The following is an 18,170-nucleotide window of genomic DNA, read 5'->3' as shown; positions in this document are numbered from 1 at the left end:
TTTTCAACCCTTGAGACAGAGAAGCTCCAGGCGTTCCTGGAGCTTCTCCTTTGGCCAGTTGGTCAGCACGAACACTTCCTGGGCGGTGCTGCCGCGGCGGGCCAGCAGCTTGTACCCCCCGTTGATCGGAACCGACACCCGCAGTCGCAGGCGAGGGCTGTGTCCCTTGACGCGACTGATCACGGCCGGGGTGATCGTGTCGATGCCCTCGTCCTGAGCCAGAACTTTGAGTACCGGGATCAGCCCCTCCACGTAGGTGCTGTGGGTGATCACCACCCGGCCCATGGGTCTTTCTCTCCGGTCGCAAACCCTAGGCAGGCCCGTTAAGCCGGTGAGGCACAAGCTGTTCCTCGCTGGCCCTGACGCGAGCATCGCTGATCTCCATGGCGTGATCAGTCCCGCTCCAGAGGCGCCATCGTCAAGCCCTCCTGACTGAGTTGCTGGTGGTAGAGCTCAGCCTGCTCCTGGGGTCCGCTCCAGACGACGGCCGATCCCACGGAGTCGATTTGATGAGCCAGCTCCCAGGCACGGTCTGGTCCCATGCCCGGCAGGTAGCGCACGAGGCAGTTCACCACGTGTTGAAACGTGTTGACGTCGTCGTCGAGAACAACTATCCGAAGATTTGGATAGCGTTGCCGTTGCCGGATTCCGGCCGGGATCGTCTGAACTCCCGAGGCTGCCATCGTTGAGCGGGGTCTGAGTCGACCCCACACTAGGTAAACTCTGCACAACCGTTGCTTGGGCGACCCCATGCTCATCTCCCTCGCCTGGGCTTCCCTGGCTGCACTGTTCAGCTTCTCGATCGCCATGGTGGTCTGGGGACGCAATGGCGACGGCACGATCAATTTCTGATCGACCCAGGGCCCACTCCTCACCCGGATGCCTGACTTTCCCCTCTCCAGCACCAATGTCCTGGCGTTGACAGCCACAATTTTGCTGGTTTTCGTGACAGGCGGGGTGATCTACCTCTCCGTCGTTGAATGGCGCGACCGCCGCCGGGCCAAGCAGTCACCACGACAGTCTTCAGCTCGTATGTCGTCTGGGCGACGTTGACGTGTTATTGGCCACGGATCCATCCTCGCAACAGACCCAAGCAGCATCCAAGTCCGAGCCAGAGTGAGGGCAAGCCCTAAGGGGCAGGTGCTCCTGGCTGCAGACCAAGTGATCCGCGACCAACTTCAATTTGACCCTGCGCAGCCCCGGGCACTCAAATGTTTGTGGCTTCCCCCGGGGTGGGTGCGACCAGGTTGACTGCAGCGAAAGAGTGGTGCCCAGCGCTCACTCCCCGCTGCTGCTGGGATTCCGGGTCTTGAACCATCAGCCCAGTCGGGTGAGACGTGCCCTTGAAGGAGCCAGCCTCTGGAGGCAGCCGTTGGTCGCCAGGACCGTTCGGTTCGATGACGAACCACGCTTTTCGCAATGAAGCCTCCTCCACCATGACGCTCACCCTGCCGCGCTGGAAGGGTCTGCCGCCTGCTCCCCGTCTGGGCCCCTTGCCGATCACCTCGGCGCTGATCACCCTGCTGGTGCTGACTCCGGCCAGCCAGTTGCACCGCTTTCCCCGCTCCAACGCCGAGGGGCTGGAGCGGGTGGTGGGGATGGCCACCCTGGTTCAGAGTTTTCAGTCGGGGGACGCCAGGCCGGTGCCCCTGCTCTGGCAGGAACGGCTGGGCGCTGAGTCGGCCACACAGCTCTGGGCACGCCAGCGGGGGACCTGGTGGCAGTTCTGGGGACGGGAAGGCTCGGCCCATCTTGTGGTGCCGGCCCGCTTGTTCGGCCCCCAGGCCAGTGCTCCCCTGCCTGGCCGTGCCGTGCGGGTGGACGATCTGGTCGTGATCGCTCCCGATCCCCTTTCGTACCAGACGCTCCAGCAGCAACTGCGCCGTACCGCCCGTACGCCCCGTGGTCTGGAGCAACGTTGCGTCAATCTGCTGCGCAGCCGCCAGGCCGTGGTCTGGACCAAGCTCGCCCTTGCTCAGATCTCCGGCGATCTGGCCCCGCTGCTGCAGCGCTTCCAGCAGGGCTGCCTCACGGTCAGCGCCGAGGCCGACGGCCTCAGCTGGCAGGGGGAGGCCAGCGCCAAGCCCGATTCGGTGGCTCCAGCCCCATCTCTGCCACCGGTGCCGAGCCCACGCCGTGAGCCCCTGCCGCCCGATCTGTTGCTGGAGGTGGCCGGGGCTCGGCTTGACCTGCTCCTCGATGCCCTGCTCAGCAATGCCGTGATCCGGCAACCGCTGATGGATCGTTACGGCCTTGACCAGGCTGCCCTGGAGCGTCTCCAGAACACTCCATTCCTCCTCCGGCTCAGACCCCAGCCCAAGGGCCCCTTTCAGGCTTCCCTGGAGTTGCAGCTGGCGGTGGGTCAGGAGCGCTCCGGCTGGACCCGCTGGTTGTCGGCCCTGGGCCAGGCTCTTGAGCGCCAGGGCCTGAGCGACCAGCTATCTCCTTCCCGGCCAGAGAATGCAGCAGGGAATTCAGCTGCGGCCACCGCTGGTCGGGCCAAATTGGCCAGCAGCCTCTGGCTGCGCGATGACGGTACCCCCCTGGGAGGCTGGCGCTGGGTGGTGCCGACTGCTGGTGGCGCCCCGGAGTTGCTGTTCGTGCTTGGCGCAGGTCTGCCCGGGGCTGAGCGTTTTGCCCCGGCCAGACCACCGGCGGGCGGTGGGCTCAGCCTGCGGGCCAGGCCAGAATCTCTCGCCGCCCTTGGCTTGCTGCCCCCGGATCTGCCGGCGGTGGTCCGGCGCTCCACCCAGCTGGAGCTCCTGTCGGCTCCAGCGGCAGCGTCCAAGCCGGGAGCTTCCCCTGGAGGCGATGCGGGTTTGTCGTGGCTGTGGGGGTCCTTGAGGCTGGCTGCTCCCAAAGCGCCAGCCGCTGCCACGACCAAACCAGCTCAGGCCCCATCTGCGGCACCAGAAAGCCAGTCAGGCTCACAAGACGTCAGGCCCTGAAAAGACCAGCGGCCGTTGAGCTAACGGCTGACCTGCCAATTGAATCGGCCAGTCGCCAATCGCCCTCAGACTCAGCCCCCCTGGGGCGAGGCGGGAGGGCTTGATTCGGGCATCACGTTGGTTTCGTTGTCGGTGTTGCTCACGGTTTCGCCAGCGCTGTTGGCTGCAGGGGTGACCTTGGTCCCCTGGGCCTGACGTTCTCTTCGACGCCGTTCGGCGGCCAGGGTCTCCTCCATCAGCTCGACGGCCTGGGCCATCTTCTGGAGGTTGCTTGCGTAGAGGGTCAGGTCCTTGTCGACCCGCTCCTTCATCAGACCCATGGATTCACCGATCTCATGGGCGGCTTCCCTGAGAGCCTGGGGCTCCATGGATTCGGCACCGCGGGCCCGCTGCAGCAGGCTGAGCAGTCCAACGGCGAACAGGCGCGAGTAGTGGAAATCGGACCTGTCGATTCCGGCAAGCACTCCAGCAATCGGCTCAGGAGCTCCCTTGCCCCGCTGGGCCAGCCAATGCTTCACCTCGTCCAGGCTGTGCTCTCCCACTGCCGCCACGGCAGCGGCGTGTTGGGCGCGAATCTGCTGGGCATCGAAGCCCGAGGAGGCGCAGAGGGCGACAAACAGGGGTTCACTCTGTTCCGGGGGGCGGTAGCCCTTGGAGAAGCCATCAAAGACCTGGGTAAGCCCCACCGCGAACAGGCCGTCGCTGCGGAATCCACTCTGCCGGCTGAGCAGATGCAACTCGACGAGCAGCTCATCGACCATGCGCCGGTACAGGGGACCGATCACATGGGGAAATGCTGCGTGGAAGGCACGCTTGCTGTCAGCAACGGTGAGGCAGGCGCTCACACTCATCCGCTCGAATGCCTGGACCTTAGCGCTGCACCCCCCCGAGCCGATCGGGCGGGTGGTGCACCGTCCTCGGTAGGATCGTTGGAGTTGCTCTGCCATTGCCGATGATCCCGATCGTGATTGAGGATTCGGGCCGGGGTGAGCGCGCCTTTGATATCTATTCCAGGCTCCTGCGTGAGCGGATCATCTTTCTGGGCGAGCCCGTCACGTCAGAATCGGCCAATCGAGTGGTTGCCCAACTGCTTTTTCTGGAGTCTGAGGATCCTGAGAAAGATATTTTTCTCTACATCAATTCCCCTGGTGGATCCGTCTATGACGGCCTTGGCATCTTCGATACGATGCAGCACATCAAGCCTGACGTGCAGACCGTCTGTGTGGGGCTTGCCGCCAGCATGGGTGCATTTTTGCTCACTGCAGGAGCCAAGGGTAAGCGCAGCAGCCTGCACCATTCTCGGATCATGATTCACCAGCCTCTGGGCGGTGCTCGTGGCCAAGCCAGCGACATACGCATTCAGGCTGATGAGATTCTCTTCCTCAAGGACAAGCTGAACAGGGAACTTGCTGACCGAACAGGTCAACCCCTGGACCGCATCCAGCTCGACACTGATCGTGACTTCTTCATGTCACCCGCAGAGGCCGTGAGTTACGGGTTGATTGACAAAGTGATTGATAAGCGATCCGTTCGTCCAGTCTGAATCCGTGAGTTCGAGTCAGTCAGCCTGAGTCAATCAGGCATGTTAAATCTGGATCCGTCGGCCTGATCATGCCTGAACTGACCATAGTGAAGGCTGCCAAGAGTTAAAGCCTTAAATCATCACGACCAAAAACTTATCTATAATATAGCATTTTAACGTGCAATTTGCTTTTGTCCTCGAGGCATAAGCGTCGGTCTAGGGCTGGAAGTGGCTAGATGATGTTCAATCCTGATCGGAAATCTTAAGACCATTCTTGCTGCCCTTAAGCTCTTTCCAGAGCGAACGAATTTCATCGTACGCCTGATCCTGATTGAGCTTGCCGTTGCTCTGAAGTCCGACGATCAGCCCAACGCGATCGGCGAAACGCTCAAGGTTCTGGTGGAATGCCAGCCGCTGCGGACTCCAATCATCGCCGTGGTAGCCGCTGAACGACTCCATTGGAGAGCGGGTGCTGCTCAAGATGGGAACGCGTGGCGATCCATGCTAAGCACTGTTTGAGTCTGGCGGGACAAGCTTCGGTTAAGAACTTGCCCCTGCCATACCCCCCTTGTTCTGGCTTGCCTGGATCAGGCGGCAGGCAGCAGGGGGGAGAAGCGGTCTTTCTCAGGGATCGTTGTGAACTCGGCCACCACGGCACGGAATTCATCGCCATCGAGGGTTTCTTTCTCGATCAGCATCTCGACCAGGCGATCCATGCAATCACGGTGGCTGGCCACCAACGCCTGGGTGTCGCGATAGCAAAGGTCGACAATGCTGCGGATCTGTTCATCAATGCGGCGGGAGATGGAATCGGAGACGTCGCTGCGGGTCATCAGGTCGCGTCCAAGGAACACCTCCTGATTCCCTGCCTCCAGTGAGACCGGTCCCAGATCACTCATGCCGAAACGGGTCACCATCTGGCGGGCCATGCTCGCCACCTGCTGAATGTCACCACCTGCTCCGGTGGTGACCTCGGCGTGCCCGAACACCACGTCCTCCGCAACCCGTCCGCCAAGGGCTCCCATGATGCGGGCCTTGAGCTGGGATCGGCTCACCAGCATCTGCTCCTCATCTGGGGCGAACCAGGTCAGTCCCTGGGCCTGGCCGCGGGGGACGAGGGTGACCTTCTGGACAGGATCGTGATCCTTCACCAAGGTGCCCACCAGGGCGTGACCAACTTCGTGGTAAGCAATCAGGCGCTTGCTGCGGCCATCGGTCAGGGGTTTGCCCTCCATGCCGGCGATCACGCGATCAACGGCGTCATCAATCTCAGCCAGCGTGGTGGCCTCCTTGCGGCGCCGGGCGGTGAGGATGGCCGCTTCGTTGAGCAGGTTGGCCAGATCGGCCCCGGTGAATCCAGGGGTACGGCGAGCGACTGCTTCGAGGGACACATCCTCAGCAAGCTTCTTGTTGCGGGAGTGAACCTTGAGAATCGAGAGGCGGCCTTTGATGTCAGGGGCATCAACGCTCACCTGGCGATCGAAGCGACCCGGACGCATCAGGGCCGAATCGAGCACATCGGGGCGATTGGTGGCCGCGATGATGATGATGCCACTGTTGCCCTCGAAGCCGTCCATCTCAGTGAGCAGCTGGTTGAGGGTCTGCTCCCGCTCGTCGTTCCCCCCCCCGATGCCGGCCCCACGCTGACGCCCGACCGCATCGATTTCATCGATGAAGATCAGGCAAGGGCTGTTTTCCTTTGCCCGTTTGAACAGGTCGCGCACACGGCTGGCGCCGACGCCCACGAACATCTCCACGAATTCCGAACCGGAGAGGGAGAAGAAGGGAACACCGGCCTCGCCAGCGATTGCTTTTGCCAGCAGGGTCTTGCCGGTACCCGGAGGGCCCACCAACAGCACACCTTTGGGGATCTTGGCGCCAACGGACGTGAATCGCTCCGGCTGCTTCAGGAAGGTGACCACTTCCTCCAGGTCTTCCTTGGCCTCTTCCACTCCGGCCACGTCATCGAACATGACACCGGTTTCTGCCTCCATGGCGAAGCGGGCCTTGGTCTTGCCGAACTGCATCGCCTGGCCAGGACCGCCGGGCATTGAGGAGGAACGGCGCGCCAGAAAGATCAGTGAGCCGATCAGCAGCAGGGGAAAGAGCAGATTTCCAAGGATTCCCAGAGCCGGAGGGGTGCTGCGAGGGGGGTGGATGTCGAAACTGATGCCCTGGGTCTTGAGGTTGTTGATCAGCTCGGGAGCCAGGCCGGGCAGGTCTACCCGCAGGCGCTGCACGCGATTGTCCAGGTCGGGATCCACAGCTTCAATCACGGCGCTGCGACCCCCATCGAAGATGTCGACCGCAGTGACACGCCCGGCCTCGATGTAGTCGAGGAAGCGGCCATAGCTCATCCGCGCCACTGCCGCGTTGCGCGGAGCCACCGTGTCGGTGCGACCTTCAGGGGTGAACCGGCTGGCGCCGCCATTCCCCAGCACCTGCCAGCCGAGAAAAAGAGCCACTCCGATCGGGAGCAGCCAGAGAGCGAACAGACGCCAGCGCTGATTCATGGCTGAGAGGGATTTTTAACAAGTGTAAAGCGCGCAAACCTCGGCCGAGGGTTCCCGGCCGCCGCGCCCTTGATTTCAGCTTGTCATGGTTGCCCCGAGCCGTGCTCTCTGGTGACAGAGCTTCAGCGGATGCTCAGCCAGGCGGGATCATCGCTGCCCTCGCTGGCCTCGAGCTCAGGCTCGATCAGAAGCTCAGCGCTTGGGAGGGTTTCCAGCAGTTCAGGACCACCCAGGCCATGGGTCCAGATTTCCAGCTCAGCACCCTTGGGGGCCTGGAAACTGAGAAGCTCAAACGGAAAAATCACCCGCTCCAGGTAGAACTCTCCAGGCCCGCAGGAGCGCAGAATCACCATACGGTCGCTGGAGTTGCGATAGCCGCAGGAGAGCAGGGCCAAGGGAGGGGTTTCGTCGGGATTCAACCATCAAGCCACCATCCACGCGGGCCTTTGGTCACGGACAGCACCGTTCAGCTTTCTTAAGGTTTTCTTGATAAGAGCGGGGTGCCACTCTGAAGTTGCAGCCGCTGGCCTCAGAGGCTGCGCAGGGCCACGATCGGATCCAGCCGGGCGGCTCGACGAGCCGGCACCACCCCGAAGAACAGGCCGATCGATCCAGACAGCCCCACGGTGAAGAGCACACTGCCGCTGTCGATGGCGGCGGGCAGAGGGGTGAAGCGGCTCACTGCCGCCACCGTGCCCAGGCCCACGGCGCTGCCGATCAGGCCACCGAGGCTGGCGAGCACGAGGGATTCCACCAGAAACTGCAACAGCACATCGCCGCTGCGGGCACCCACCGCCTTGCGCAGGCCGATCTCCTGGGTGCGCTCGCTCACCGACACCAGCATGATGTTCATGATGCCGATGCCGCCCACCAGCAGCGAGACCCCACCGATTGCCCCCAGCATCAAGGTCAGTCCACCGGTGATCGTGCCCACGATCGAAAGGGCGTCCTGTTGGGAGCGCACGGCGAAATCGTCTTCTCTGAGGATGCGGTGGCGCTGGCGCAGCAGGTTGGTGATCTGAAACTTGGCGGCACTGGTGCTGGCCTCGTCGCGGGCTTCAGCGCTGATGAAGGTCAGCACCACGCCGTAAGTGGGGTCACGGCCGCTCAGCTTGCTGACCATCGTCGAGAGTGGGATGTAGGCAGCTTCGTCCTGGTTGGTGCCGAATGCGGCGCCCTTGGGGGCCGTTACGCCGATCACCTCGAAGGATTGATCGCGGATACGCAGGGTCTGGCCGATGGCGGAGCCTGAGGGCATCAGCTTCTGTTTGAGATCCGGGCCGATCACGGCCACGTTGCGCGCTCCCTTGATGTCGTCCTGGCTGAAGAACCGCCCCTGGGCGATCTCGAAGCGCCGCACCGGCAGAAACTCCGGCGTGATGCCCGAAACCGAGGCGTTGGAGCTGTTGCCCCCCGACTGAACCACCGCGTTGATCGTGATCTGGGGGGCGACCCGACGCACACTCGGCACCTGCTCGACGATCGCCTCAGCGTCCTCCAGCACCAAAGTGCGCGGATTTTCGATCCCCTGGCGGCGGGTGTCGTTGTTGCCGGGTACCACGAAGAGGACGTTGGCCCCAAGGGTGTTCAGCTGGCCTTCCGCCAGGTTCTGGGCCCCCTTGCCCACCCCCACCAGGGTGATCACCGAGGCATTGCCGATCACGATGCCCAGCATTGTCAGCAGGCTGCGCAGCCGGTTGGCTTTGAGGGTGTTGAGAGCCATGCCGACGGTTTCCGCCAGTGGCAGTTTCGAGGCCATTGCCGCGAGCAGCATTCAGAGCCGCATCATGGCCAGCAGCCGCCACCGCTGGCGGCATTGATCAGACGATGGTTTCGCTGCGATCGGCCTGGGTGTGGTTGCGGGCGCCGCGGTGCACCACCCCCTCACGCACTTCCAGGGTCACGAATTCGCCCAGGCGCAGATCGGTTGTGGCATTGGCCACCCCCACGATCACCGGCACCCCCAGTCGCTGGGCGATCACGGCCGCATGGCTGTCGCAGCCGGCCTCTTCAGCAATCACGCCCTTGGCCTTGCGGATGGCATCGAGGTATCCAGCACTGGTCTCGCGTACCACCAGGATCTCGCCGCTCTCCAGCCGCGCCGCCTCATCTGCGGTGGTGGCCACGCGCACGCGTCCGCTGACCGAACCATTGCCGATGCCCAGGCCCCGGCCCAGCACGGCTGAGACGATACCCACCTTGACCAGATCGGTGGAGCCGCTCACGCCCGAGAGAGTGCCGGCGGTCTGAACCACGAGATCGCCCTCCTTGAGCAGCCCCCGTTCCTGGGCCACGCCCATGGCCAGGGTGAAGGTGCTGGTGGTCGACTGCTGATCACCGATCAGCAGGGGATTCACCCCCCAGACCAGCTGCAGCTGGCGGGCCACCCTCACCTCATTGGTGATCGCCAGGATCGTGGTGGAGGGGCGGAACTTGCTGACATTGCGGGCGGTGGCCCCGCTCTTGGTGAGGGGAAGGATGGCGGCGGCCTGCAACTGACGGGCGATCGTGCTCACCGCCTGGCTGATGGCGTTGGGGATGGTGGAAGCCATGTGGCTGTCCACGGCCCGGCGGGGGTAGTCGCGCTCGATCCGGCGGGCGATGCGCGCCATCGTTTCCACCGCCTCCACCGGGTAATCACCCACCGCGGTCTCGTTGGAGAGCATCACCGCGTCGGTGCCATCAAGGATGGCGTTGGCCACATCGCTCACCTCGGCCCGGGTGGGGCGGGGGCAGCTGGCCATGCTGTCGAGCATCTGGGTGGCCGTGATGATCGGGATGCCCAGGGTGTTGGCCTTGCGGATCAGTTCCTTCTGCAGCAGCGGAACCTCTTCAGCCGGCATCTCCACGCCCAGGTCGCCCCGGGCCACCATCACCCCATCGCAGAGGGGCAGTATCGCGTCGATCTGATCGATCGCCTCGAACTTCTCGATCTTGGCGATCACCGGGGTGCTGTACCCCTGGGAGCTGATCAGCTCACGGATCTCCTGCATGTCGGAGGGGTTGCGCACGAAGCTCAGGGCGACCCAGTCGACCTCCTGCTGGAGGCCGAAGCTGAGGTCTTCCCGGTCCTTGGTGGTGAGCGCACGGATCGAGAGCTGAACGTCAGGGAAGTTCACCCCCTTGTTGTTGGAGAGCACACCGCCCACCACCACGGTGCAGTGCAGGGTCTGCTCGGGGATGTCCACCGACTTGACCACCATCTCGACACGGCCATCGTCGAGAAGGATGCGGCTGCCGGCGGTCACCTCATCGGCCAGGCGCTCGTAGGTGATCGTGGCGATCGACTGGTCGCAGCTCACCGGCCGGGAGGTGAGGGCGAAGGGGTCGCCGTTGGCCAGGGTGATCGGACCACCCTCGAAGCGGCCGAGGCGGATCTTCGGGCCCTGGAGATCCTGAAGGATGCCCACATGGATGCCCAGCTCGTGGGCCACCTGACGGATCGTGGCGATCCGGGCGGCATGTTCGGAGTGGTCCCCGTGGGAAAAATTGAGTCGGAACGTGGTGGCCCCCGCCTGGATCAGGTCCCGCAGTCGCTGGGGGGACTCCGTGGCTGGACCGATCGTTGCCACGATCTTGGTGCGACGCGACAGATCGGGCTGCGCCATCGGAAGAGCCGAAGGTTCAGGCGGAAACTACCATCCGGTCCCGCCCCTCTCCTGCCGCCGATGGTGCGGAACCCATGGATCTGAACGACTACCAGCTCCAGGCCCGCAGCACAGCCCGCTACCCCGACGTAGGTGCAAATCCGATTTATCCCACCCTCGGACTCTGCGGTGAGGCCGGTGAAGTGGCCGACAAGGTCAAGAAGGTGCTCAGGGATCGCGGCGGGGTGTTCGAGCCCCAGCTGGTGGAGGATCTGGCCCTGGAACTCGGCGACGTGCTTTGGTATGTCGCCCAGCTGGCCAGTGAACTGGGACTGGAACTCGACGACGTTGCCCAGGCCAATCTGACCAAACTGGCGGGACGGGCCAGGCGTCAGACGCTTGGAGGTAGCGGCGATCACCGCTGAGGGCTGCTCCGGCGGCCGACTCCCCCTGCTTCCCAGCCAGAGCCATCCAGAGCCGCTCAGAGCCAACCTGGGCCACTCAGAGCCACCCGTTGAATCCCTTGAGCCCCAGGTCCCCCATGCCCCGTTCTGGCCCTCGTCCATCGCCCCTGCCCAAGGCGCTGGCCCTGCTGCTGGCGCTGTTGCTGCTGCTGGCCCCCGCTGCGCCAGCCTGGGCACTTGATCTGGCTGTGACTGAGATCAGCCTGGAGCCCTGCCCGACGGCTGACCCGGGCTCCCAGCCGGAGCTGAAGCGCCCGAGCGGGGCCAGTTGCTACGCCCTGCGCGGAACCGTGAACAATCCCCGTTCCCAGCCGGTGATCGACACCGATCTGTTCGCGGTGATCAGTGACAGCAGCGGTGAGCCGGTGCTGCAGAACCGGACCCGGGTGGGCTCGATCGGTGACATTCCCCCCGGAGAATCGAGCTTTGCCTTGCGCCTGGCGGTGCCGGCCGGAACCCCTGGGCCCCTTCAGGTCAGCCATGCCAAGGCAAGGGGGTTCAACGCCCCTGTGCGGGTGCGGGCCGGTGTGGATGATGAGCTACTGCCCCTCGAGCAGGCCCTGCTCGATCGTCCCTAGCCGGCCGCAGGTCTCAGCGCTTCAGTATCCGAAACCTCCCATCAGGGATCCGCTGAGGTTGCCCAGAAGTCCCTGAACCAGGCTGAGGGTAATGAAGGCGATGATTGCCGAGAGGTCAAGACCGCCAAGGGGGGGGATCAGACCGCGAAAGGCGTTCAGGTAGGGGTCGGTGATCGAGCTCACCGTGCTCAGCACCGGGTTGCTCCAGTCGAGGTTGGGGAACCAGCTCAGCAGCACCCGCACCAACAGCACCAGGCTGTAGATGCTGAGAGTCTGCGCCAGCACAGCCAGGATCTGGCTCAGGATCATCATGGGCAAGGCCTGAAGCGAATCGACACCGACTCTATGCAGCCTCGTTGCCCTTCGCCCTTTCGTCAGGGGCGGGGGCAGCCTCAGTCACCTGGGTGACGGCGAAGGTGCGGTGGAACTTGTCGCTGAGGCTGATCCAGAAGGAGCGGCCGTCGCTCTGGCGCCGTCGCTCGATGAAGTCCTGGGCCAGCAGTTCCTTGATGTGGTCGTAGGCGCCCGATCCGCGCAGCTCCACCAGATCCGACTGCAAAATGCGCCGCTTGAGTGCCACAGTCGCCAGGGTTCGCAGGGTGGCGGTGGAGAGGTCCACCGGCAGCAGCGTCTGAACCAGATCGGCGTGACTGTCGCGCAGCTGCAGGCTGAAACGCTGACCCTCCTGACGGATTTCCAGGGCCGTGTCCCGGTGGGCGTAATCCGCCATCAGGGTGATCAGGGCCAGTTCGACGGCGTCGCGTTCGATGGGCTCACTCAGGCCGATCGAGGCGATCTCGGCGAGCTCGCCCAGGTTGAGTGGGCGGCCCTTGAGGTACAGGATGGCCTCAAGCCGGGCAGGCAAGGATAGAGACGCGCTGGACATGCTCTCAGCCGGCCCATCGTTGGCCGCACCGTACCGCAGCTCAGCCGAGGCGGCTCAGGCAAGGGCCGGTACCGGCTGGCTGGCAGGGCCGAGGAACAACCGGTAAGCAGGATTCTGGGTCTCGTCCCAGTGGCGGTAGCCGAGGCCTGAGAGGAAGAGCTCCCAGGCGCTGGAATCCTGCTCCTCCACCTGCACCCCCACCACGATGCGGCCCACGTCGGCCCCCTGGTTGCGGTAATGGAAGATGCTGATCGACCAGTTGGGGTGGAGGGCATTGACGAAGGCCATCAGTGCGCCCGGCCGCTCTGGAAATTCGAAGCGGTAAAGCAGTTCCCTCGGCGGGGCCCCGCCGCCGTGGCAGGCCGCTTCAGGCAGGCGCCCTCCCACCATGTGGCGCAGGTGGAGCTTGGCCAGCTCGTTGTTGCTGAGGTCAAGGCAGGGGAAGCCGCCGGCGCTGAGCTGGCCGATCAACGCCTTGGTGTCCCGGTGCCCGTCGATCTGCACCCCCAGAAAAATGTGGGCCAGGCGGTGATCTGCCATCCGGTAGCTGAATTCAGTCAGGCTGCGGGAGCCCAGCAGCTCACAGAGTTCGCGCAGGCTGCCGGGGCGCTCGGGAATCTCAACCGCCAGCATCGCTTCGCGCTCCTCCCCGAGCTCGGCTCTCTCGGCCACGAAGCGCAGACGATCGAAATTCATGTTGGCGCCGCAGGCCACGGCCACCAAGGTGCGCTGCTTCAGCCCTCGCCGCTGCACATCGGCCTTCATGCCGGCCACCGCCAGCGCGCCTGCCGGCTCGAGGATCGAGCGGGTGTCCTCGAAGACGTCCTTGATCGCCGCGCAGATCTCATCGGTGTCCACCGTGACCATGGCATCCACGTAGCGCTGAGCCAGGGCGAAGGTGTGCACCCCTACCTGGCGAACGGCCACCCCATCGGCGAACAGACCCACCTGCTCCAGGCTCACCCGACGGCCTGCCGCCAGGGAGCGGGTCATGGCATCGGCATCCACGGGCTCGACACCGATCACCTCCACCTGCGGCCAGACGGTCTTGATGAAGGCGGCGATACCGGCGATCAGCCCGCCGCCGCCCACCGCCACATAGATGACATCGGGTGGAGCCGAGCACTGGCGCATGATCTCCAGGCCAACGGTGCCCTGGCCGGCGATCACCTCGGGATCGTCGAAGGGATGGATGAAGGTGAGGCCCCGCTCCTGCTCCAGGCTCCTGGCCCGCAGGCAAGCCTCGTCGTAGGTGTCTCCGTGCAGGACCACCTCGGCACCGCGGTCGGCCACGGCACGCACTTTCATGGCGGGTGTGGTGAGCGGCATCACGATCACGGCGTGACAGCCCAGCCTCTCGGCAGCCAGGGCCACTCCCTGAGCGTGGTTGCCGGCGCTGGCCGCGATCACACCACGCTTCAGTTCAAGCGGCGTGAGCTGGGCCATGCGGTTGTAGGCCCCGCGCAGCTTGAAGGAGAACACCGGCTGTAGGTCCTCGCGCTTGAGCAGCACGGTGTTGCCTAGCCGCCGCGACAGGTTGGGGGCTGGATCGAGTGGCGACTCGATCGCCACGTCGTAGACCCTTGCCCGCAGGATGCGCTGCAGTATGTCGTCCATGGCTCCAGTCTGCCGGTCAGCAGAACTGCCGGCCTCAGGAAAGGTGACCGTTGCCCCCATTCCTCCTGAGGCAGGCCGTAGATTGAATTCTCAGAACTGATCAGGGTATGCATCTCAGCGAGCTGAGCCATCCCAACCAGCTGCATGGCCTCAGCATCGGCGAGCTAGAAGCCATAGCTCGTCAGATTCGTGAGAAGCATCTGGAGGTGGTGTCCACCAGCGGAGGCCATCTCGGGCCAGGGCTGGGTGTGGTGGAACTCACCCTGGCCCTCTACCAGACCCTCGACCTCGACCAGGACCGGGTTGTCTGGGACGTGGGCCACCAGGCCTACCCCCACAAGCTGGTCACGGGGCGCTACCACCAGTTCCACACACTGCGCCAGCAGGGCGGAGTGGCGGGCTACCTCAAACGGAGCGAGTGCGGCTTCGATCACTTCGGGGCAGGTCACGCCTCCACCAGCATTTCGGCGGCCCTGGGCATGGCCCTGGCTCGCGACCGCCGCGGTGAGGAGTTCAAATGCGTTGCGGTGATCGGCGATGGTGCCCTCACCGGTGGCATGGCGCTCGAGGCGATCAACCACGCCGGGCACCTTCCCAAAACCCCGTTGCTGGTGGTGCTCAACGACAACGACATGTCGATCTCACCCCCGGTGGGCGCCCTCTCCACCTACCTGAACCGCATGCGGCTGAGCCCGCCGCTGCAGTTCCTCTCCGGCAGCGCTGAGGAAGCCTTCAAGCACCTGCCCTTCATGCACGGGGAGCTTCCGCCCGAGCTCGAGCGGCTCAAGGAGAGCATGCGCCGGCTGGCGGTGCCAAAGGTGGGCGCCGTGTTCGAGGAGCTGGGCTTCACCTACATGGGTCCGATCGACGGCCACGACATCGCCGAGATGGTGCGCACCTTCACAGCCGCCCACCGCTGCGAAGGTCCGGTGCTGGTCCATGTGGCCACGACCAAAGGCAAGGGCTATCCCTACGCTGAGGCCGATCAGGTGGCGTACCACGCCCAGTCGGCCTTCGACCTCAAGACCGGCAAGGCCTTTCCCTCCAGCAAGCCGAAACCCCCCAGCTACAGCAAGGTCTTCGGCCAGACCCTGGTCCGCATCTGTGAACAGGACCCCACTGTGGTGGGGATCACGGCGGCCATGGCCACCGGCACCGGCCTCGATCTGCTCGAGAAGGCCCTGCCCAAGCAGTATTTCGATGTGGGCATCGCTGAGCAACATGCCGTCACCATGGCGGCGGGCATGGCCACGGCTGGGCTCAAGCCGGTCGTGGCGATTTACAGCACCTTTCTCCAGCGTGCTTACGACCAGCTCATCCACGACGTCGGCATCCAGAAACTGCCGGTCACCTTCGTGCTCGATCGGGCCGGAATCGTGGGCGCTGATGGTCCCACCCACCAGGGCCAGTACGACATCAGTTACCTGCGGGCTGTGCCCAATTTCACGGTGATGGCCCCCAAGGACGAAGCGGAGCTGCAGCGGATGCTGGTCACCTCGATCGGCCACGACGGTCCCTGTGCCATCCGCTTCCCTCGCGGCGAAGGCGAAGGGGTGCCCTTGATGGAAGAGGGCTGGGAACCTCTGGAGATCGGCCACGGTGAGCAGCTGGCCGATGGCGATGATCTCTTGATCGTTGCCTACGGCGCCATGGTGGCGCCGGCCATGGCCACGGCCGGTCTGCTGCAGGAGCAGGGCATCAGGGCCGCGGTGGTGAATGCCCGCTTCCTGCGCCCCCTCGATGAAAGCCTGATCCTGCCCCTGGCCCGCCGCATCGGCCGGGTGGTGACGATGGAGGAAGGCGCCCTTCCCGGAGGGTTTGGAGCGGCGGTGGTCGAATCTCTCAACGACCACGAGTTGATGGTGCCCGTGTTCCGCATCGGCATCCCCGATCAGCTGGTGGACCATGCCAGCCCGGATCAGAGCAAGAAAGCCCTTGGGCTCACTGCGCCCCAGATGGCCGACCGCATCCTGCAGCGCTTCCCCCTGCTTGGGATTCAACGCCAGCCGGCTGTGGTCTGAATCGCGGCACAGGCTCAGGCCGCTGCTGGATTCAAGCTCAGCACAAAGGGCGGGTGTGCGGCCCGCCCTCTGCTGGTGAATGCTTTGATGCTCGGCTCGGGCCTGTGAAGTTCAGACCCGAGACCCGAGACCCAGACTTGGGCCTGGGCTTCAGAGCACGCCGCGGGAGGCCAGGCCCTGGATGGCGCCGATGCCGAAGATGTGCCCCAGGCTGGTGGTGGCCAGCAGGGATGCGTGGCTCAGGCCACCGAAGAACTGGGAGTTGGGCAACTGGGCACCCTCGGAGGGGTACTTGATGGTGGCCTTGCCGATGCCAATGGCGATCACGTTGCAGACGATCATCACCAACGCCACCTTCGGCGACCAGGTCAGCGAGGCGGGCGCCATGGCGAGAAGAGGAGTGATCATGGACGATCTAAAACTGACGCCCCATCCTGCGGGGGAACCGCCGACAGTTCACCCGCGCTTAAGACTTGTTCACTGCTCAGGCCCAGACTTCCGCTTCAGGGCTCCGGACCGGATGGCTCCTTCTCGCCGGGGCTGAAGCCCCAGAGCACCAGCAGGTTGGCCACCGTCAGGAAGACCTCTGCCCCTCCATGGAGGGGGTCCACATCGGCCAGTTGCTGGCCGAAGCGCTGCTCCGCCACCACAGCCGCGCCGATCGTGACGGCCACGAACACCAGGGTGAACTGGAACCCGCGCAGGGCCAGGGGCGGGAAACGCCCGCTGGCTCCTGCCCAGCGCAGGAAAGCCAGATAGGGCAGCAGCGACAGCACGAACAGGGGGCCGGGATCAACTGACGCCAGAACCCTCAGGACACTCATGACCGGCTCCTTTCGGGTAGCAGCGTCCAGGCTGCCGCTGCCAGGGCCACGTTGCCCAGCAAGGTGGTGCCGGCCTGGAAGACCACAAGACCCTGGAGCTCCCGGGGGTTGTCGAACAGATGCCAGGTGCAGGCGGCCATGGCGCTCACCAGCGCCGGCAGCATGGCCAGGGCCAGCCAGCGCCATTCCGTTTCGCCGCGCCGCTCACCCCAGTGGACCACGGCCGCCATCGCCAGGACCCACTCCAGCACCGAGGCCACATGGATCCACCAGGTGGGCAGTGAAAGGGCATGCATGGCGCCCGGCACCCAGGTTGAACCGCAATGTACGGAACCCAGAGCTCGTGCGGAGAGTCGTCACGACGTGTATCCCGAAGCGGCATCATTCGGTATCGATGTCCTTGAGCCATGGGGCCACACCGCCATTGCCTCAGGCTCAACCTGCTGGCTGGCTTCTCAGGGGTGCTGGCACTGAGCCATGGATCGATGAGCGTGTCGGCTGAAGCGGGTGTCGTCAGACCATCGGGCCAGGCGGCTGCCCACGACCACGAGACGGTGGAGGCTGTCAGCCTTCGGCGGCGGACCCTTGTGGGCCCCAGCTATCGCAGTGTGCCTGCAGAGCTTCAACGGGCTGTGGAGATCTATGCCGTCGAGCAGCGCACTGCCATGGAGGCTGCTGGTGGCTGTTCCCATGGCGGTGTGCTCGGCATCCCTTCGCCGTTTGAGCGACTGATCCTTCCTGCCGGCTGGAGGTTGCTGGGGGAGGTGCTGGCCTGTCCTGCCCGTTCTGACTACTGGACGTCGGAGCGGGTCGCCCTGGAGTGGTGGAGGTCAGCGCAGCACCGACGCATCGCCTATGGCAATCCACAGGCCTCCCATCTGGCCTGCAGCAGGGTGCGTCAGGGGACGATGGGGGTGAGCCGTGATTCAGTGCTTTGCCTGGTGTTCAAGGCAACCGGTGCTGGCTCGGTCCAGCCCAACAAAAAACCCGTCCGTGAGAACGGGCGGGTCTGAGGTGATGCCGGTGAGTGGGCTTCAGCCCAGGCCGATCTGGCCGAGGATGCCTTGACCGGTGAGAAGCTCTGTGGCAAGGCCGATCACGAATCCGAGCATGGCAAGGCGGCCATTCCAGGTTTCGGCGAAGGAGACGAAACCGAAGCGGGAATCAGAGCTGGACATCGAATGTGAAGCGGTGTTGCGCAAACTGTAAC

Annotated in this window: 22 protein-coding genes; 7 read left to right on the top strand and 15 right to left on the bottom strand. The window is 64.4% G+C overall.

The window, feature by feature from the left end; translation table 11 throughout:
• Window positions 1-3 precede the first annotated feature (3 nt).
• Together KBY77_RS02125 and clpS are read right to left on the bottom strand one after the other, a co-directional pair.
• On the bottom strand, window positions 4-285 hold the full coding sequence (locus KBY77_RS02125; RefSeq protein WP_255101938.1) for a DUF2103 domain-containing protein: 282 nt from the start codon (window positions 283-285) through the stop codon (window positions 4-6).
• A 107-nt stretch (window positions 286-392) separates the two neighbouring features.
• On the bottom strand, window positions 393-683 hold the full coding sequence (gene clpS / locus KBY77_RS02120) for an ATP-dependent Clp protease adapter ClpS (protein WP_255101937.1): 291 nt from the start codon (window positions 681-683) through the stop codon (window positions 393-395).
• Window positions 684-750: 67 nt separating this feature from the next.
• Here clpS and petN point away from each other — a divergent pair, with 67 nt between their 5' ends.
• Window positions 751-852, top strand: a complete 102-nt coding sequence (gene petN / locus KBY77_RS02115) for a cytochrome b6-f complex subunit PetN (protein WP_255092813.1) — start codon at window positions 751-753, stop codon at window positions 850-852.
• A 545-nt stretch (window positions 853-1,397) separates the two neighbouring features.
• Window positions 1,398-2,948, top strand: coding sequence for a hypothetical protein (locus KBY77_RS02110; RefSeq protein WP_255101936.1), 1,551 nt, complete (start codon window positions 1,398-1,400; stop codon window positions 2,946-2,948).
• 71 nt (window positions 2,949-3,019) lie between these two features.
• Here the strand turns inward: KBY77_RS02110 and psb29 are convergent, their stop codons facing one another.
• Window positions 3,020-3,793, bottom strand: a complete 774-nt coding sequence (gene psb29, locus KBY77_RS02105) for a photosystem II biogenesis protein Psp29 (RefSeq protein WP_255102064.1) — start codon at window positions 3,791-3,793, stop codon at window positions 3,020-3,022.
• 107 nt (window positions 3,794-3,900) lie between these two features.
• Between psb29 and clpP the strand changes: the two genes are divergently transcribed.
• Window positions 3,901-4,491 (top strand): ATP-dependent Clp endopeptidase proteolytic subunit ClpP, encoded by a 591-nt coding sequence (gene clpP, locus KBY77_RS02100; RefSeq protein WP_094553983.1) that lies wholly within the window; start codon window positions 3,901-3,903, stop codon window positions 4,489-4,491.
• Window positions 4,492-4,713: 222 nt separating this feature from the next.
• Here clpP and KBY77_RS02095 read toward each other — a convergent pair whose 3' ends face one another.
• From KBY77_RS02095 to pyk, 5 genes are all read right to left on the bottom strand, one after another.
• On the bottom strand, window positions 4,714-4,950 hold the full coding sequence (locus KBY77_RS02095; protein ID WP_315856451.1) for a hypothetical protein: 237 nt from the start codon (window positions 4,948-4,950) through the stop codon (window positions 4,714-4,716).
• Window positions 4,951-5,057: 107 nt separating this feature from the next.
• On the bottom strand, window positions 5,058-6,983 hold the full coding sequence (gene ftsH / locus KBY77_RS02090; protein ID WP_255092811.1) for an ATP-dependent zinc metalloprotease FtsH: 1,926 nt from the start codon (window positions 6,981-6,983) through the stop codon (window positions 5,058-5,060).
• 122 nt (window positions 6,984-7,105) lie between these two features.
• A complete protein-coding gene (locus KBY77_RS02085; RefSeq protein WP_255101935.1) occupies window positions 7,106-7,378 on the bottom strand; it encodes a DUF1830 domain-containing protein in 273 nt (90 codons plus the stop codon).
• 134 nt (window positions 7,379-7,512) lie between these two features.
• Complete coding sequence (locus KBY77_RS02080) at window positions 7,513-8,742, bottom strand: ABC transporter permease (protein ID WP_255102062.1); 1,230 nt, start codon at window positions 8,740-8,742, stop codon at window positions 7,513-7,515.
• Window positions 8,743-8,803: 61 nt separating this feature from the next.
• The gene (gene pyk / locus KBY77_RS02075; RefSeq protein ID WP_255101934.1) at window positions 8,804-10,591 is read right to left on the bottom strand and encodes a pyruvate kinase; all 1,788 of its coding nucleotides are present in this window, start codon (window positions 10,589-10,591) and stop codon (window positions 8,804-8,806) included.
• 74 nt (window positions 10,592-10,665) lie between these two features.
• Here pyk and KBY77_RS02070 point away from each other — a divergent pair, with 74 nt between their 5' ends.
• Both KBY77_RS02070 and KBY77_RS02065 read left to right on the top strand, forming a co-directional pair.
• Window positions 10,666-10,995, top strand: coding sequence for a nucleoside triphosphate pyrophosphohydrolase family protein (locus KBY77_RS02070; RefSeq protein WP_255101933.1), 330 nt, complete (start codon window positions 10,666-10,668; stop codon window positions 10,993-10,995).
• A 116-nt stretch (window positions 10,996-11,111) separates the two neighbouring features.
• Window positions 11,112-11,612, top strand: a complete 501-nt coding sequence (locus KBY77_RS02065; RefSeq protein ID WP_255101932.1) for a hypothetical protein — start codon at window positions 11,112-11,114, stop codon at window positions 11,610-11,612.
• 21 nt (window positions 11,613-11,633) lie between these two features.
• On the opposite strand, the gene KBY77_RS02060 is transcribed toward KBY77_RS02065, so the two are convergent.
• Genes KBY77_RS02060 through ilvA form a run of 3 tightly spaced genes read right to left on the bottom strand, consistent with a single transcriptional unit; the run spans window position 11,634 to window position 14,115 of the window.
• Window positions 11,634-11,924, bottom strand: coding sequence for a YggT family protein (locus KBY77_RS02060; protein WP_255092906.1), 291 nt, complete (start codon window positions 11,922-11,924; stop codon window positions 11,634-11,636).
• Window positions 11,925-11,955: 31 nt separating this feature from the next.
• Window positions 11,956-12,498 carry an SMC-Scp complex subunit ScpB gene (gene scpB / locus KBY77_RS02055; RefSeq protein WP_255101931.1) on the bottom strand — a complete coding sequence of 181 codons (543 nt, stop codon included), beginning with the start codon at window positions 12,496-12,498 and terminating at the stop codon, window positions 11,956-11,958.
• Between the two features lie 54 nt (window positions 12,499-12,552).
• Entirely contained in the window at window positions 12,553-14,115 is a 1,563-nt protein-coding gene (ilvA, locus tag KBY77_RS02050; protein WP_255101930.1) for a threonine ammonia-lyase, biosynthetic, read from the bottom strand.
• Between the two features lie 107 nt (window positions 14,116-14,222).
• Here ilvA and dxs point away from each other — a divergent pair, with 107 nt between their 5' ends.
• Entirely contained in the window at window positions 14,223-16,136 is a 1,914-nt protein-coding gene (dxs, locus tag KBY77_RS02045) for a 1-deoxy-D-xylulose-5-phosphate synthase (RefSeq protein WP_255101929.1), read from the top strand.
• Window positions 16,137-16,286: 150 nt separating this feature from the next.
• Here dxs and psaK read toward each other — a convergent pair whose 3' ends face one another.
• From psaK to KBY77_RS02030, 3 genes are all read right to left on the bottom strand, one after another.
• A complete protein-coding gene (gene psaK, locus KBY77_RS02040) occupies window positions 16,287-16,544 on the bottom strand; it encodes a photosystem I reaction center subunit PsaK (RefSeq protein WP_094553974.1) in 258 nt (85 codons plus the stop codon).
• Between the two features lie 95 nt (window positions 16,545-16,639).
• The gene (locus KBY77_RS02035; protein WP_255101928.1) at window positions 16,640-16,960 is read right to left on the bottom strand and encodes a DUF3593 domain-containing protein; all 321 of its coding nucleotides are present in this window, start codon (window positions 16,958-16,960) and stop codon (window positions 16,640-16,642) included.
• Window positions 16,957-17,256 carry a DUF2499 domain-containing protein gene (locus KBY77_RS02030; protein ID WP_255101927.1) on the bottom strand — a complete coding sequence of 100 codons (300 nt, stop codon included), beginning with the start codon at window positions 17,254-17,256 and terminating at the stop codon, window positions 16,957-16,959. Before KBY77_RS02030 ends, KBY77_RS02035 begins: the two co-directional genes overlap by 4 nt.
• A gap of 111 nt (window positions 17,257-17,367) precedes the next feature.
• Here KBY77_RS02030 and KBY77_RS02025 point away from each other — a divergent pair, with 111 nt between their 5' ends.
• Window positions 17,368-17,973, top strand: coding sequence for a hypothetical protein (locus KBY77_RS02025; protein WP_255101926.1), 606 nt, complete (start codon window positions 17,368-17,370; stop codon window positions 17,971-17,973).
• Window positions 17,974-17,994: 21 nt separating this feature from the next.
• Here the strand turns inward: KBY77_RS02025 and KBY77_RS02020 are convergent, their stop codons facing one another.
• On the bottom strand, window positions 17,995-18,138 hold the full coding sequence (locus KBY77_RS02020; protein ID WP_006171518.1) for a chlorophyll a/b-binding protein: 144 nt from the start codon (window positions 18,136-18,138) through the stop codon (window positions 17,995-17,997).
• Window positions 18,139-18,170: the final 32 nt, after the last annotated feature.

The organism is Synechococcus sp. Cruz-7E5 (assembly GCF_024345995.1).
Lineage (GTDB): Bacteria > Cyanobacteriota > Cyanobacteriia > PCC-6307 > Cyanobiaceae > Regnicoccus_A.
This window is presented reverse-complemented; position numbering and strand designations above follow the sequence as displayed.